The organism is Paraburkholderia piptadeniae (genome assembly GCF_900007165.1).
Taxonomy (GTDB): domain Bacteria; phylum Pseudomonadota; class Gammaproteobacteria; order Burkholderiales; family Burkholderiaceae; genus Paraburkholderia; species Paraburkholderia piptadeniae.
This window is the reverse complement of sequence record NZ_CYGY02000023.1, coordinates 296,542-310,031: the sequence shown is the minus strand read 5'-3', so window position 1 is coordinate 310,031 and position 13,490 is coordinate 296,542. Positions and strand designations below refer to the sequence as shown.

The 13,490-nt window shown below is 64.3% G+C and carries 14 protein-coding genes; 2 read left to right on the top strand and 12 right to left on the bottom strand.

Features of this window, described 5'->3' with window-relative positions:
* Positions 1 to 10: 10 nt before the first annotated feature.
* From BN2476_RS11455 to BN2476_RS11445, 3 genes are all read right to left on the bottom strand, one after another.
* A complete protein-coding gene (locus BN2476_RS11455; RefSeq protein WP_087734252.1) occupies positions 11 to 937 on the bottom strand; it encodes a hydroxymethylglutaryl-CoA lyase in 927 nt (308 codons plus the stop codon).
* Between the two features lie 270 nt (positions 938 to 1,207).
* Positions 1,208 to 2,149 carry a 2-hydroxyacid dehydrogenase gene (locus BN2476_RS11450; RefSeq protein WP_087734251.1) on the bottom strand — a complete coding sequence of 314 codons (942 nt, stop codon included), beginning with the start codon at positions 2,147 to 2,149 and terminating at the stop codon, positions 1,208 to 1,210.
* 25 nt (positions 2,150 to 2,174) lie between these two features.
* Positions 2,175 to 2,621, bottom strand: a complete 447-nt coding sequence (locus BN2476_RS11445) for a VOC family protein (RefSeq protein WP_162497870.1) — start codon at positions 2,619 to 2,621, stop codon at positions 2,175 to 2,177.
* Between the two features lie 202 nt (positions 2,622 to 2,823).
* Here BN2476_RS11445 and BN2476_RS11440 point away from each other — a divergent pair, with 202 nt between their 5' ends.
* Positions 2,824 to 3,426, top strand: a complete 603-nt coding sequence (locus tag BN2476_RS11440; RefSeq protein WP_087734250.1) for an RBBP9/YdeN family alpha/beta hydrolase — start codon at positions 2,824 to 2,826, stop codon at positions 3,424 to 3,426.
* Between the two features lie 45 nt (positions 3,427 to 3,471).
* On the opposite strand, the gene BN2476_RS11435 is transcribed toward BN2476_RS11440, so the two are convergent.
* From BN2476_RS11435 to BN2476_RS11410, 6 genes are all read right to left on the bottom strand, one after another.
* Complete coding sequence (locus tag BN2476_RS11435) at positions 3,472 to 3,702, bottom strand: hypothetical protein (RefSeq protein WP_235850790.1); 231 nt, start codon at positions 3,700 to 3,702, stop codon at positions 3,472 to 3,474.
* A gap of 407 nt (positions 3,703 to 4,109) precedes the next feature.
* Positions 4,110 to 5,165 (bottom strand): biotin synthase BioB, encoded by a 1,056-nt coding sequence (bioB, locus tag BN2476_RS11430; RefSeq protein WP_087734249.1) that lies wholly within the window; start codon positions 5,163 to 5,165, stop codon positions 4,110 to 4,112.
* A gap of 37 nt (positions 5,166 to 5,202) precedes the next feature.
* A complete protein-coding gene (gene bioD, locus BN2476_RS11425; RefSeq protein WP_087734248.1) occupies positions 5,203 to 5,922 on the bottom strand; it encodes a dethiobiotin synthase in 720 nt (239 codons plus the stop codon).
* The gene (gene bioF / locus BN2476_RS11420) at positions 5,919 to 7,103 is read right to left on the bottom strand and encodes an 8-amino-7-oxononanoate synthase (RefSeq protein WP_087734247.1); all 1,185 of its coding nucleotides are present in this window, start codon (positions 7,101 to 7,103) and stop codon (positions 5,919 to 5,921) included. The genes bioD and bioF overlap by 4 nt, the downstream gene beginning before the upstream one ends.
* On the bottom strand, positions 7,103 to 8,464 hold the full coding sequence (bioA, locus tag BN2476_RS11415) for an adenosylmethionine--8-amino-7-oxononanoate transaminase (protein WP_173819608.1): 1,362 nt from the start codon (positions 8,462 to 8,464) through the stop codon (positions 7,103 to 7,105). The genes bioF and bioA overlap by 1 nt, the downstream gene beginning before the upstream one ends.
* A 900-nt stretch (positions 8,465 to 9,364) precedes the next feature.
* Positions 9,365 to 10,648 carry a dienelactone hydrolase family protein gene (locus tag BN2476_RS11410; protein ID WP_087734245.1) on the bottom strand — a complete coding sequence of 428 codons (1,284 nt, stop codon included), beginning with the start codon at positions 10,646 to 10,648 and terminating at the stop codon, positions 9,365 to 9,367.
* Between BN2476_RS11410 and BN2476_RS47010 the strand changes: the two genes are divergently transcribed.
* Complete coding sequence (locus BN2476_RS47010) at positions 10,599 to 10,769, top strand: hypothetical protein (RefSeq protein WP_162497869.1); 171 nt, start codon at positions 10,599 to 10,601, stop codon at positions 10,767 to 10,769. The genes BN2476_RS11410 and BN2476_RS47010 overlap by 50 nt on opposite strands.
* Positions 10,770 to 11,186: 417 nt before the next feature.
* Here the strand turns inward: BN2476_RS47010 and BN2476_RS11405 are convergent, their stop codons facing one another.
* The 3 genes from BN2476_RS11405 to BN2476_RS11395 are packed head-to-tail and all read right to left on the bottom strand — an operon-like array spanning position 11,187 to position 13,487.
* Complete coding sequence (locus BN2476_RS11405; protein ID WP_087734244.1) at positions 11,187 to 11,633, bottom strand: YchJ family protein; 447 nt, start codon at positions 11,631 to 11,633, stop codon at positions 11,187 to 11,189.
* Positions 11,634 to 11,650: 17 nt separating this feature from the next.
* Complete coding sequence (locus BN2476_RS11400; RefSeq protein WP_087734243.1) at positions 11,651 to 12,781, bottom strand: acyl-CoA dehydrogenase family protein; 1,131 nt, start codon at positions 12,779 to 12,781, stop codon at positions 11,651 to 11,653.
* A gap of 28 nt (positions 12,782 to 12,809) precedes the next feature.
* Positions 12,810 to 13,487 (bottom strand): SDR family oxidoreductase, encoded by a 678-nt coding sequence (locus BN2476_RS11395; RefSeq protein WP_087734242.1) that lies wholly within the window; start codon positions 13,485 to 13,487, stop codon positions 12,810 to 12,812.
* Between the last annotated feature and the right edge of the window lie 3 nt (positions 13,488 to 13,490).

Sequence of the window (13,490 nt, the reverse complement as noted above, 5' to 3'; positions counted from 1 at the left end):
CTTTGATGCGTCACACGCAGGTGGACTTTTCGCTGCGCGCTTTCGCAAGCAGCGCCTTGCCCGCGCGCGATACGTTCGGCTTGCCGATCGAAGTCGAAATGAAATCGCCGATCTCGACGACTTGCGCGAGATCGATGCCCGTTTCGATGCCGAGTCCGTTCATCAGATACAGCACGTCTTCCGTTGCGACGTTGCCCGTCGCGCCCTTCGCATACGGACAGCCGCCGAGTCCCGCCACCGATGCGTGAAAGATCTCGATGCCTTCCTGCAGCGCGGCGTAGATGTTCGCGAGCGCCTGGCCGTATGTATCGTGGAAGTGGCCCGACAGACGTTCACGCGGAAACACCTGCGTGACGGCCGCGAACACTTCTCGCGTGCGCTTCGGCGTGCCGACGCCGATCGTATCGGCGATATCGATCTCATCGCAGCCCAGCGCGGCGAAGCGCTCGACCACGTCGACTACGGACGCCACGGGCACTTCGCCCTGGTACGGACAGCCGAGCGAGCACGACACGCTGCCACGCACGCGCAAGCCTTTTTCTTTCGCGGCTTGCGCGACGGGCACGAAGCGTTCGATGCTTTCCGCGATGCTGCAATTGATGTTCTTCTGCGAGAACGCTTCACTGGCTGCGCCGAAGATCACGATCTCGTCGGCGTGCGCGGCGACGGCGCCTTCGAGGCCGCGCATGTTCGGCGTCAGCACCGAGTAGATCGTGCCTGGGCGGCGCTCGATGCCCGCCATCACCACGGCGCCATCGGCCATTTGCGGCACCCATTTCGGCGATACGAAGGAAGCCGCTTCGACATTCCTGAACCCGGCCGCCGCCAGCCGGTTGACCAATTCGATCTTTACGGTGGTCGGCACGAATTCCTTTTCGTTCTGAAGTCCATCGCGCGGACCGACTTCGACGATCTTTACTGCTTGTGGCATGGCCATGTCTGTCTCCTTTGTCGACCGGAGTTGGCGCTTTAGCGCCTTACTCCGGTCCCATGCAAAGCGGTCGACCGGAGTTGGCGCTTTGGCTGTCGGCTGGAGTTAGTGCTTTAGCACTTACTCGAGCCTCACGCAGAGCACCTGTTCCGGTCCCGTGCAAAGCGGTCGACGGGAGTTGGCACCTCAGCGCCTTCCGTCTCATGCTTACTCCGCTCCATGCAAGATGACTGCTCCCGCATGAAGCGGCTGTTCTGCTTTCTTATGTTGGCGAATTCAATACCCGCGCGCGATGTCGACGATTCCACCGATCGCCTCGCCCCGCTTCAACGCGCCGATTTTCTGCGCGATCTGCACGACGCTTTCTTCGCGCAGCGTCAGTGCCGAGATATGCGGCGTGATCGCGATGCGCGGATGCTTCCAGAACGGATGCTGCGACGGCAGCGGCTCGTGGACGAACACATCGAGCGTCGCGGCCGCAATCTGGCCTTCGTCGAGCGCATCGAGCAGATCCTGTTCGATGAGATGCGCGCCGCGCGCGATATTGACGAGGTAGGCTCCACGCGCGAGCTTCGACAGGCTTGCCTTGTTCAACACGCCGTGCGTTTCCGGCGTGTGCGGCAGCAGATTGACGAGCACCTTGACACCGTCGAGGAACGCATCGAACTCCGCGTCGCCCGCGAACGTCTCCACGCCTTCGACCTGCCGCGCGCCGCGACTGAAGCCGCGCACCGGAAATCCGAGCGACACCAGCGTTTGCGCGACATGCGAGCCCAGCACGCCCAGACCGAGCACGCCGACCGTAAACGTCTCGCGTGGATGCGGATCGAGCACATGCCAGCGCTGCTGCTTCTGAAGCAGATCGTACTCGTCGAAACGGCGCATGTAGCGCAGCACCGCGTGCGTCACGTATTCCGCCATCTGCTGCGCCATGCCCGTGTCTTCGAGACGCACGAGTTGCGCGCCGCGCGGCAACGTGCCGGGATGCTCTCGTTCGAGCGCCAGGATTGCATCGACGCCTGCGCCCAGGTTGAAGATCGCGCGCAGATCGTTGCGGCCCGCGAGCATTTCACGCGGCGGCCGCCAGACGACGGCCACATCGGCAGGGGCGTCGTCGCCCGGTTGCCACTCGCGCAAGTCGACATCGGGCAGCGCGTGCGACAGGTCGCGCAGCCAGGCGGCGGTGTCGGATTGCGGCGTATAGAACAGGACTTTCATGCGTGAGCGGGTGTGCGCGTTGCCGTCACTTGGCGAACAGCCGGCTGATGTCGGCGAAAGCCTTGAACTCGAGCGCATTGCCGCACGGGTCGAGAAAGAACATCGTCGCCTGCTCGCCGACTTCGCCCTTGAAGCGGATGTGCGGCTCGATGATGAACTTCGTGCCCGCCGCGCGAAGCTTTTCCGCAAGCGCGTGCCAGTCGTCCATGGTCAGCACGACGCCGAAGTGACGCACGGGAACATTGTCGCCGTCCACTTGATTCACGCTCTTGTGGCCCGCTTCTTCCGGCGAAAGATGCGCGACCAGTTGATGGCCGAAGAAATCGAAGTCGACCCATTCCGGCGAACTGCGGCCTTCCGGGCAGCCGAGCAGATTGCCATAGAACGCGCGCGCGTTCTCGAGGCTGGTGACGGGAAATGCCAGATGAAAGGGCTGCAGCGCACGTGGCGTTGCGGACGAAGTCTGCGACATGGGGCCACTCCTCTTATGGATAGGCTTCATTCTACTTTTTCGCCGCCGTTCGCGTGCGTTCCGGCTGCCGTGAAGCGCCGCCAGCGTCCGGGCACGGACCGGTGCAGCGGCGTGGGGATATGTAAAGCACGAAAAATTGGTTCGAGCTGTCCGTTGCAGACGCGACAATGATTTCCAGGATTCCGGCGACGAGGAAAGAATCATGTTTTCGTGCACCCGATCGATCTGGCCGCCACGGCTCGTGACCGTGCCGGGCCTGCACGGCAGTGAAGGCGCGCATTGGCAGAGCTGGCTGGAGCGCCAGTTTTCGCGCTCACTGCGCGTCGAGCAGGCGGATTGGGATGCGCCGAACTTCGCCCAATGGGCCAAGGCAGTGCGCGATCTGCTCGCGAGCGAGCGCGGACCGTTCGTGCTCGCCGCGCATAGCTTCGGGTGTCTTGCGACCGCGCACGCGTTGCTGCAAGGCGTGCATGTGGCCGATATCGCAGGTGTGCTGCTCGTCGCGCCGGCCAGCCCGAAGAAGTTCGAGTTCGCGGGGGCGTTCGACGCGCGACGCCTTGGCGTGCCGTCGATTCTGATCGGCAGCGAGACGGACACATGGATGCCTCTTGCCGATGCACGCGAACTGGCGCGGCATCTGGGCAGTGCATTCGTCAATCTCGGCGACGCGGGCCACATCAACACAGCGGCGGGCTTTGGACCGTGGCCGCGCGCAAAGTACTTCGTGGATACGCTCGCTCATTGCGCCGCGCCGCTGCGGTTTCGCAACGAAGCGCCGGAGCCGGACTTGCAGGCATTGAACTGAGCGCACAGGAACACGCATGAGCGCGGCGATGCGGCGCCGCTGCGCTCAGATCCAGTGAAAGCCCTTCGCGAGGATTCCGGCGAGCGCGAAGTTCGCGGCCCACAACAGGCGGAACTCCGTTCGCATGGAGGATTCCAGCGCGTTGAAACGCGCATCCATCTTCGCTTCGAAGAGGCGGAAGCGTTCATCCACATAGACCTTCAACTCGCGCACTTCACGCTTGAGGTCTTCGAGGTCCTGGGGAATGTGTTCAATTGTCGTTTCAGCCCGAGTCATTCGTGCCTCCATGTTGATACCGCCGTGAACCAGGCGAAGCGCGTGGATGCGACGCTTCGCGAGAGGTTTTTCCATCGTTTCCATTCGCATCATCCTAAGCAAATTCTTTCCTAAGCAGGGTTCTGTTTGATCAGATACTCGACAGACCGACGAGTATGAATTACGCCGCAGCGTGGCGATCCTCGATTCACGAGCCACTCTGTGAATCGATCGTACGTGCAATCGACATGCCGGAAAACCTGGCCGGAAGGCGAAGGAATCGCTCTCGGTATGTCCTGGCGTCGCGCGCCGGGCCGCGGCTTTTCTCGAACGCCAGAACAACGAAAAAAAGCCGCTTCGAATATTCGAAGCGGCCTTTCCTGAGCGATGCAATTCAATCGCGCCGACTAACGGGTACGACGCGACGCTCAATGCCCGTCGCAACCATGCTCGCATCCGCTGCGTTCGAGCGGCATCTGCTGTGCGGCTTCCGCGCGGATGCCGAGTCGCTCCAGCAGCTTGCGGTCGGCTTCCGCCTGCGGGTTGCTGGTCGTCAGCAACTGATCGCCGTAGAAAATCGAGTTTGCGCCGGCGAGAAAGCACATCGCCTGCAGCGCCTCGTCCATCTGCTCGCGGCCCGCGGACAGGCGCACCATCGCGCGCGGCATCGTGATTCGCGCGACGGCGATCGTGCGCACGAACTCGAACGGATCGAGTGCTTCCGTGCCCGTGAGCGGCGTGCCTTCGACCTGCACGAGATTGTTGATCGGCACCGATTCCGGATACGGCTCCATGTTCGCGAGTTGCGCGATCAGGCCCGCGCGTTCGCGGCGCGATTCGCCCATGCCGACGATCCCGCCGCAGCACACGTTGATGCCCGCGTCGCGCACGCGCTCGAGCGTCTCGAGGCGATCCTGATACGTACGCGTCGAGATGATCTGCCCGTAGAACTCCGGCGACGTATCGAGATTATGGTTGTAGTAGTCGAGCCCCGCCTCGCGCAGACCTTGCGCCTGATGCGTTTCGAGCATGCCGAGCGTCACACAGGTTTCGAGGCCCATCGACTTCACGCCGCGAATCATGTCCTTGATCGGTTCGAGGTGGTGGTCCTTTGGATTGCGCCACGCGGCGCCCATGCAGAAGCGCGTCGCACCGTTTTCTTTCGCGATGCGCGCGGCCGCCAGTACGTCTTCGACGTCCATCAGCTTTTCGGCCTTCAGCCCCGTGTCGTGATGCACGGATTGCGGGCAGTACGCGCAGTCTTCCTCGCAGCCGCCCGTCTTGATCGACAGCAGCGTGGACAGCTGCACGGTGTTCGCATCGAAATGCTCGCGATGCACCTGTTGCGCGCGGAACAGCAGATCGTTGAACGGCAGTTCGTACAGCGCGACGATATCCGCAACGCGCCAGCGCGCGGCGGCTGCATCGGCCGCGGCCGCCTGGGACGGCGTGATGGGCAGAGGGGCAGTGTTGATATGGCTCATGGGGTCCATCCTTGATGATTCGTTTTTTCGAAGACCTTCAGCGCTGCGCGGCACGCAACGTCTGCAACAGTCGGGTGGTGTCGAGATGCGTCGCTGCGATGTCCGGCGACGCGGGGCACAGATGCGGCACGCTGCCGAGCAGCGGCGCGCGGTATTGACGGTCGAGCCGCTCGCGGATCGCGGCGATGTTCTCGTCGGCGAATCGCATTGCGGGATCGACGCGGTTCGCGACCCAGCCGGCGATGGGGAGTCCGCGCGCGGCGATCGCTTCCGCCGTCAGCAGCGCATGGCTGATGCAACCAAGCCGCATGCCGACGACGAGCACCACGGGCAGATTCAAAGCGACGGCGAGATCGGCGGTATCGTGCGCATCGGTGAGCGGTACGCGAAAGCCGCCGACGCCTTCCACGACCACGACATCGGCCAGTTGTGCCGCCGCCTGGTGCGCGTCGACGATGCGCGCCATGTCGAGCGTGACGTTCTCGTGCGCAGCGGCGATGTGCGGCGCGGCCGGTTCCTTCAGCATGAACGGCGTGCGGATGGCGGGCGGCAACAGCACGTTGGCGGCGGCGTCGAGCTGATCGGCGTCTTCGTTGTGCGGCACGCCGTCCACCATCGACGCGCCCGCCGCAACCGGCTTCATCGCGGCTGCGCGCAAGCCGTCGCGCGCGAAGCCGCGCAGCAGCGCCGCGGATACCAGCGTCTTGCCGATTTCCGTATCGGTGCCCGTCACGAAGAGAGACAGCGCGCGGCTCATGCGAGCGTCTCCGCTGTCTTCATCAACGCGTGTTCGAGCTGATCGAGATCGCTATGCGAGTGCGCCGCCGACAGCGAAATGCGCAGACGCGACGTGCCTTCGGGCACTGTCGGCGGACGGATCGCGGGCACCCAGAGATTCGCGCGATCGAGCGCGGCGGCCACGTCGAGCGTCGCCTCGTTCGCGCCGATGACGAGCGGCTGCACGGCCGTCTGCGAATCGACGGGAAGCCACGGAGTGCGCTTGAGCATCTCGCGCGTGCGTTCGATCAGCGAGCGCAGATGCGCGCGGCGCTGGTCGCCCTCGATGCCTTCGATGATGCGCAGGCTCGCGGACACGGCATGCGCGGCAGCGGGCACCGACGCCGTCGTGAAGATATACGGCCGCGCGCGCTGCACGAGCCATTCGATCACCGTTTCGTGCGCGACGACGAACGCGCCCGACACGCCCGCCGCCTTGCCGAGCGTGCCGATCGAGATCAGCTGCGGCGAGCGCAACGCGGCCTCGGCGACGGCGCCGCGTCCTTGCGGCCCCAGCACGCCGAAGCCGTGCGCATCGTCGACGACGAGCCACGCGCCGTGCTTTTCCGCGAGTTCGAGCAGACGGGCGAGCGGTGCAACGTCGCCGTCCATGCTAAACACGGTGTCGGTGACGATCAGCTTTGTGGCGGCGTCCGAAGCGTCGAGCATCGCGCTCAATGCTTCGGTGTCCGCGTGCGGATAGATCTGGATTTCGGCGCGCGAGAGCCGTGCGCCGTCGATCAGCGACGCGTGATTGAGCGCATCGGAGAACAGCGCCGTGCCGCGTCCCGCGAGCGCGGTGAGCGTAGCGAGATTCGCCATATAGCCGGTGCTGAAGTACAGCGCGCGCGGATTGTCGACGAAGCCGCCCGCGAACGCCGCGAGATCGTCTTCGAGTTGCGCATGCGCGCGCGAGTGGCCGCCCAGTAGATGCGATCCGCCGCTGCCCGCGCCATAGCGGCGGGCGCCTTCCGTCATCGCGGCAACGAGCAGCGGATGCGCGGCGAGCCCGAGATAGTCGTTGCTCGCGAAGCCGATCATGTCGCGGCCGTCGACGGTCATGTGCGCGGAGCACGGCGAGTCGATGGTACGGCGGCGACGGCGCAGGCCAAGCGCGTCGATATCCTTCAGCCCCTGTTCGAGCGTTTCGAGCAGATGCATCAGCGCGTCTCCGCCAAGGTCGCTTCGAAGGCCGCGCGCGTGCGTTCGGCGAGCAGCGCGATCTCTTCGTCGTCGAGGATGTACGGCGGCATCAGATACACCGTCGTGCCGATCGGGCGCAGCAGCAGTTCGCGCTTCAGCGCGTTCTCGAAGAAGCGGCGCGAGAAGGTCTTCGCGGCGTGGGCGTCGTCGATTTCGGCATCGAACGCGATGATCGTGCCGCGCTGACGCAGATTGCGCACATGCGCATGCTGCGCGAGCGGTTCGAGCGCGGCACGCAGCGCGGCCGATTTCGTCTCGTTCGCGGCAAGCACGTTATCGGCCGCGAACAGATCGAGCGTTGCAAGCGCCGCGCGGCACGCGAGCGGATTGCCCGTGTACGAATGCGAATGCAGGAAGCCGCGCGTCGTGTCGTCGTCGTAGAAGGCCGCGAAGATTTCGTCGCGCGACAGCACGATCGACAATGGCAGATAGCCGCCGCTGATTCCCTTCGACAGGCACAGGAAATCCGGCCACACGTCCGCCTGTTCGCAGGCGAAGAAGGTGCCCGTGCGTCCGCAGCCGACGGCGATTTCATCGGCGATCAGATGCACGCCATAGCGGTCGCACAGCGCGCGCAAGCACGCGATGTACGACGCGTCGTGCATCGCCATGCCCGCTGCGCACTGCACGAGCGGTTCGACGATCAAAGCGGCGATGTTGTTCGCGCGCGCTTCGAACAGCGAGCGCACGTCGTCGAGCGCTCGCTGTGCGACGCCCGCGGCTGTTTCGTCGTCGCGTGCGAAACGCGCATCCGGCGACGCGACGACATGCGCGTTGCGGATCAGCGGATCGTACGCATCCTTGAAGAGCGCGACATCGGTGACGCCGAGCGCGCCGATCGTCTCGCCGTGATAGCTGTTCGCGACGCAGACGAACTCGCGCTTGTAGTCGTAGCCGCGATTGCGCCACGAGTGGAAGCTCATCTTAAGCGCGATTTCGACGGCCGACGCGCCATCCGACGCGAAGAACGCGTGACCGAGCGCGTGCTGCGTGAGTGCGCCGAGACGCTCTGCGAGCTCGATGGCGGGCTCGTGCGTGCAGCCGGCGAGCATCGCGTGCTCGAGCGTGTCGAGCTGATCCTTCAGCGCGGCGTTGATGCGCGGGTTCGCGTGGCCGAACAGATTGACCCACCACGAACTGATCGCGTCGAGATAGCGATGTCCGTTGCGATCGTAGAGCCACGCGCCGGCGCCACGCGAAACGGGCACGAGCGGATAGCGCTCGTGATGTTTCATCTGCGTGCAGGGATGCCACACGGCGCGCAGGCTGCGGGCGACCCAGTCTTCCGTTACTTGTGTATTCAAAACAACTCCGACCATGAACCGGGCAAGGCGCGGGCGGCGGGCGCGGCGCGTCTCGCGTGTCGGTCATGCAAATGCTGCTGGCGAATCGGGACGGTGAACGTCCGCCTTGAATCCGGCGAGGGGAAAGTGCCGCGGCATCGTCGGCGCTCGACGATCGCGGGCTTCCTTGCTACGCCGAATGTGCTGTTGCCGCGACGCGTTGCAACCTGTTCGCGGTGCCTCGGTAGTGCGCTTCCTTGCGACAGCGGGAGTGAGATTAGCGCGATATCCGCTGCGATGCACTATCGGAAAACACCGTGTTTTCAAGGGTCTGCGCGCGATTTTCCGTGGTTGGCGACAGCTTGCGACCGTTCCATCGGGAAGCTCGCAGAAGACCGTAGATGACGACGGCAAAGTCTTGGGGCCGGTGCGAAAAAATCCGGGCTGCGTCCGCGCATTTTTTGCCGGTATCACGGAATACGGGCGAAGGCGTGCACGTTAACGGCTCTGTGGTCGGCGTGAGATAAAGCTCAGCAAACGGGTTTATGTGCGGCTTCTACGCCGGGCGCGCAGCGACGATTGCAATGGATGCCGAACAGAATCTGGAATCCTGATCGTCGGCTTCTTTTGTCCGCCGGCGGTTTTATGGATCGAGTCGCCAAGGCGTTCTTTCGCGTGTCGATGAATTTCGTGTGAAGTTAATCCGCACCTGAATTCGATCACCAACAGGCTCGATGACGCGCTCTTTCCCACCGCGGCGCGCGACACGATGCTGAACCTCTTCGAACAATTCATGCACGAGCGTATGCCTATGCAAAGGGAGACGCGCGCGTTGGACGCAATGACGGCGCGCATCGGGAAAACGGAACAGGTCAGATGATTTACGCCGGCGCGCGATGCGCAGAGAGAGGCACTAGCGCGCGCAGCGGAGCGAAATCAACGGCTGGCGAGAGCCGGCTTGCCGTTGTCGTTAGGCGTGGAATCGTTGTCCGCGTCGGCCGTTTGAGTCGACGGGTCTTTCCAGACGACGTTGTCGTTCACCGCGTAGAGATGGCACGGGTCCGAACTCTGCTTCTGGCAGTTCGCGACCGCGACCGACATCGGATCGTCGCCGCCTTCCGCCCACGACCACGCGCCCGTATTCGACACTGCAAACGCGCGGCTCGGATACTGGTGCAGGAAGTTGCGATATCCGGCGCGGCCGGCCTCGTCGACGTAAGGCACTGCGTCGACGGAATCGATCGACGCGAAATGCGTGGCCTTTGGCTGCGTCGGCTCGGCGACGCGATACTGGACGCCCGTCGGCATGCCGACGCGCGCGAGGAACGCCTCGACGGACGGCCACCAGATGTGCACGCCGTCGCGATCGCCGACGAGACGATGCGCGTCGTTCTTGTACGAGCCGAAATCGACCATCTTCGCGCTGACGCCCGACGCCTGCGTATGTTGCGTGTAAGCGGTGTACATGCGCGAAACCAGCGACGACGGCCAGATCGAATCGTTGTCGCCGTACAGCCACAGCGACGGCACATGCGTCTTCTCGCCGTACGTGCCGAATGCGCGCGCCAGATTGCCTTGCCAGTCGGAGCAGGCGTCCTGTCGCAGGCCGCCGGAGAAATTGATCAGCGCGCGCACGCCGGGCGCGGCGTCCATGCCGTAGGCAATCGTCGCGAGACCGCCGTGCGACGTGCCTGCCACGACGATGTGCTGCGTGTCCACGTAGCTTTGCTTCGACATGTAGTCGACGGTCGCGGCGACATCGGCGGCCTGGCTCAGGCCGTTGCGCGTCACGTCGCAACCGTCTTGTACATACGTGCCGCCCGAATCGGCGAAACCCTGGCGATTAGGCGCGACGACGACATAGCCGCGGCGCACGAACTCGCGCGCGAGCGACATCGGATCGCTGCGCGTCTGCATGCGCGGATCGCCGTGAATCTTGCCGTGATTGAAGACGACCATCGGGAACGGGCCGGGGCCGTCCGGTTTGTAGACCGTCGTTTCGAGGGTGACGTTGCCGTCGGCGCCGACGGGAATGCGGATGATCTGTTCGCTCAGCTTGACGACGGGAAGATAGCCGTCGTCGAGCGCAAGGCGCTGCACGTTTGCGCGGCTCAGCGGGCCATCGGCTTCCGCGAGCGGATCGGCGTGCGCGAACGAAACAGCGCAGGCCATGAAGGCCGCCGACATCGCACAAACTGTCAGAACTTTGCTGAACGCCATCCGCAACACCTACATTCAAAAACGCCTGAAGCTTCCCTTACGGGCTGATTGCGCTACGGTTACATGCAAAATCAAGGCCAAAAACGCCGTGTACGCTGCGCTCCTCGCGCAGGCGGACTGACCAGGACAGCATTTGGATGAACCGAAGCCGGTAGACGCGACCCCACGCGTCGAGTGAGCGCCTCGCGATGTCCCTGATTGCTTGCCGTACCGAAGGGTCAGCCGGCGGTGCATCTGGACATCCTGCGGGAGCGGTGGTCCGCCACCTCGCTACAAAGCGCTGCAACATCTGTGGGACTCATACTGGCACGACAATTTATATTTGTGCAATTCAGTACAAACCCCTTGCGGAACCAATTCTAGGTGTGTCGATGCGGGCGCAACGGCTCTGCGCGGGCCGCCAGGCAATCCGGAGAGGGAGCGATTTTGAGGGGCGTGGTGTCGATCCAACACCTTGATTTTGTTGTGGAATCCGCCCTTTTTGAGTGATGTGAACAGTCGCTTGGGATGCGACTGCGCGGCGTTCGAAGCGTTGGCGTCAGCGATCGCTCACATCGCCGTCGACATAACGCCAGCGCCCGTCTTCACCTCTGACAAAACGGCTCGATTCATGCAGCCGATGCGCCCGTCCACCCACCTTGTAGCGCGCGACGAACTCTACTTCGGCGTGCGTATCGTCGAGCGGTGTGTAGCGCTTGATCTGCAGACCTAGCCAGCGCGGCGCATCGGGCGCATCGGCGTCTACGTCGAGATCGGCGGGGCAGGTTTGCGCCGCCCACGTGTCGCGCAAATATTGGGACTCGCCGAGCACGTAGGCGCTATAGCGCGAGCGCATCAGTTCGAGCGCGGTCGGCGCAGCGGCACCGCCGTCGATGTAGCGGCCACAGCAGTCGGCGAAACGCGGCGGCTTGCCGGTGTCGCGCCGATCGGGCGCGGCGCCGCCGCAAGGACAATCGACAGGGCGTTGCTTCGCTGATGCGGTCATGAACGGTCGTGAAAGGTTTAGCTGAGTCCGCGCGCGATCAGGATTTTTTGAATGTCGCTCGTGCCTTCGTAGATCTGGCACACGCGCACGTCGCGGTAAATGCGCTCGACGGGGAAATCGCTCAGATAGCCGTAGCCGCCGTGAATCTGCAACGCAGCCGAACAGATCCGCTCTGCCGCTTCCGACGCAAACAGCTTCGCCATTGCCGCTTCCGTCAAGCAGGGCTGGCCCGCATCCTTCAGCGATGCCGCGTGCCAGATCAACTGGCGTGCCGCTTCGAGTTGCGTCGCCATGTCGGCGAGACGGAACTGCACGGCTTGATGCGCAAACAGGGGCTGGCCGAAGCTCTCGCGCTCCTTCGCGTACGCGAGGGCCGCTTCGAGCGCCGCGCGCGCCATCCCGACGCTCTGCGCCGCGATGCCGATACGCCCGCCCTCCAGACCCGACAGCGCGATCCGATACCCTTCGCCCTCCGCGCCGATCAGATTCGCGGCCGGCACGCGGCAGTTGTCGAAGACGATCTGCGCGGTGTCCGACGAATGCTGGCCGAGCTTGTCTTCGAGGCGCGCGACGACATAGCCCGGCATATCCGTCGGCGCGATGAACGCGCTGATGCCGCGCTTGCCGGCGCTCTTGTCGGTGACGGCCATTACGATCGCGACATTGCCGTTCTTGCCGCTCGTGATGAACTGCTTGACGCCGTTGAGCACGTAGAAGTCGCCGTCGCGCGTGGCCGTGGTGCGCAACGCGGACGCATCCGAGCCCGCCTGCGGCTCGGTGAGGCAGAACGCGCCGAGCATCTCGCCGCGCGCGAGCGGCGTAAGCCAGTCGCGCTTTTGCGCTTCGTTGCCATACGTCAGCAGAATGCTGCACACGGGGCAGTTGTTGACGGAGATCGCCGTCGACGTGCCGCCGTCGCCCGCCGCGATTTCTTCGAGTATCACTGCAAGCGCGAGCGCGTCGAGCCCGGCGCCGCCGTACTCCTCGGGCACGAGCACGCCATACGCGCCGAGCTCTGCAAGCTGGCGATGCACGTCGGCGGGAAACGTGCGGTCGCGGTCCCATTGCGCGGCGTTTGGCGTCACGGTTTCGCGCACGAAGGTGCGAACCGCGTCGCGGATCATCAGATGGTCCTGATCGAGCAGCATGCGGATGTCTCCCCGGTTAGTGTGAAGCTCACCATTCGAGCGCGGTGCCGTCGTACTGGAAGAAGCGGCCATGAAAGAGATGCGGCGTGCTCGCCGCCTGCGCCAGCACCTCGCGCATGCCCTTCACGCTGTGCGCCGGATCGACGGCGGCACTGGCGCCGCCCATGTCCGTGCGCACCCAGCCCGGATGCAGTGCGACGCAGGTGGCGGTGCGCGTCTGCACGGATGTCACCTTCAGCACGTCGTTCAGCGCCGCCTTGCTCGCGCGATACAGCCAGCCTGTCGTGCCCGTCGTCTCGCTGATGCTGCCCATGCGGCTCGACAGCACCGCGAGCACGCCGCGCGCATCCTCGACGAGCGGGAGCAGAACGGGGATCAGCTGCATCGGCCCGCGCACGTTGGTCGCCATGACGAAGTCGAAGTCTTCCGCGCTGACCGTCTCGACGCCCTCCGTATGCGGGCCGTACACGCCCGACACGATCACGGCGGCATCGAGCCGCTCGCCGTCCAGCTTCCAGCCGAGCGCGGCGATTTCCTCGGGATCGGTCACGTCGAGCGAAAACGCTTCGGCGCCGAGCGCGACGAGTTCGCCGAGCGATTCGTCGTCGCGCGCGGTGGCGAGCACGCGCCAGCCGTCGTGCCTGTATTGCTTCACGAACTCGCGGCCGATGCCGCGCGACGCGCCTACGATCAACACGGTCTTCATGAA

What these genes read in the sequence shown, in the direction of transcription:
- BN2476_RS11455 (WP_087734252.1), bottom strand. Translation starts at nt 937, where the DNA reads ATGGCCATGCCACAAGCAGTAAAGATCGTCGAAGTCGGTCCGCGCGAT.
- BN2476_RS11450 (WP_087734251.1), bottom strand. Translation starts at nt 2,149, where the DNA reads ATGAAAGTCCTGTTCTATACGCCGCAATCCGACACCGCCGCCTGGCTG.
- BN2476_RS11445 (WP_162497870.1), bottom strand. Translation starts at nt 2,621, where the DNA reads ATGTCGCAGACTTCGTCCGCAACGCCACGTGCGCTGCAGCCCTTTCAT.
- BN2476_RS11440 (WP_087734250.1), top strand. Translation starts at nt 2,824, where the DNA reads ATGTTTTCGTGCACCCGATCGATCTGGCCGCCACGGCTCGTGACCGTG.
- BN2476_RS11435 (WP_235850790.1), bottom strand. Translation starts at nt 3,702, where the DNA reads ATGACTCGGGCTGAAACGACAATTGAACACATTCCCCAGGACCTCGAA.
- bioB (WP_087734249.1), bottom strand. Translation starts at nt 5,165, where the DNA reads ATGAGCCATATCAACACTGCCCCTCTGCCCATCACGCCGTCCCAGGCG.
- bioD (WP_087734248.1), bottom strand. Translation starts at nt 5,922, where the DNA reads ATGAGCCGCGCGCTGTCTCTCTTCGTGACGGGCACCGATACGGAAATC.
- bioF (WP_087734247.1), bottom strand. Translation starts at nt 7,103, where the DNA reads ATGCATCTGCTCGAAACGCTCGAACAGGGGCTGAAGGATATCGACGCG.
- bioA (WP_173819608.1), bottom strand. Translation starts at nt 8,464, where the DNA reads ATGGTCGGAGTTGTTTTGAATACACAAGTAACGGAAGACTGGGTCGCC.
- BN2476_RS47010 (WP_162497869.1), top strand. Translation starts at nt 10,599, where the DNA reads ATGAAGGCCGCCGACATCGCACAAACTGTCAGAACTTTGCTGAACGCC.
- BN2476_RS11410 (WP_087734245.1), bottom strand. Translation starts at nt 10,648, where the DNA reads ATGGCGTTCAGCAAAGTTCTGACAGTTTGTGCGATGTCGGCGGCCTTC.
- BN2476_RS11405 (WP_087734244.1), bottom strand. Translation starts at nt 11,633, where the DNA reads ATGACCGCATCAGCGAAGCAACGCCCTGTCGATTGTCCTTGCGGCGGC.
- BN2476_RS11400 (WP_087734243.1), bottom strand. Translation starts at nt 12,781, where the DNA reads ATGCTGCTCGATCAGGACCATCTGATGATCCGCGACGCGGTTCGCACC.
- BN2476_RS11395 (WP_087734242.1), bottom strand. Translation starts at nt 13,487, where the DNA reads ATGAAGACCGTGTTGATCGTAGGCGCGTCGCGCGGCATCGGCCGCGAG.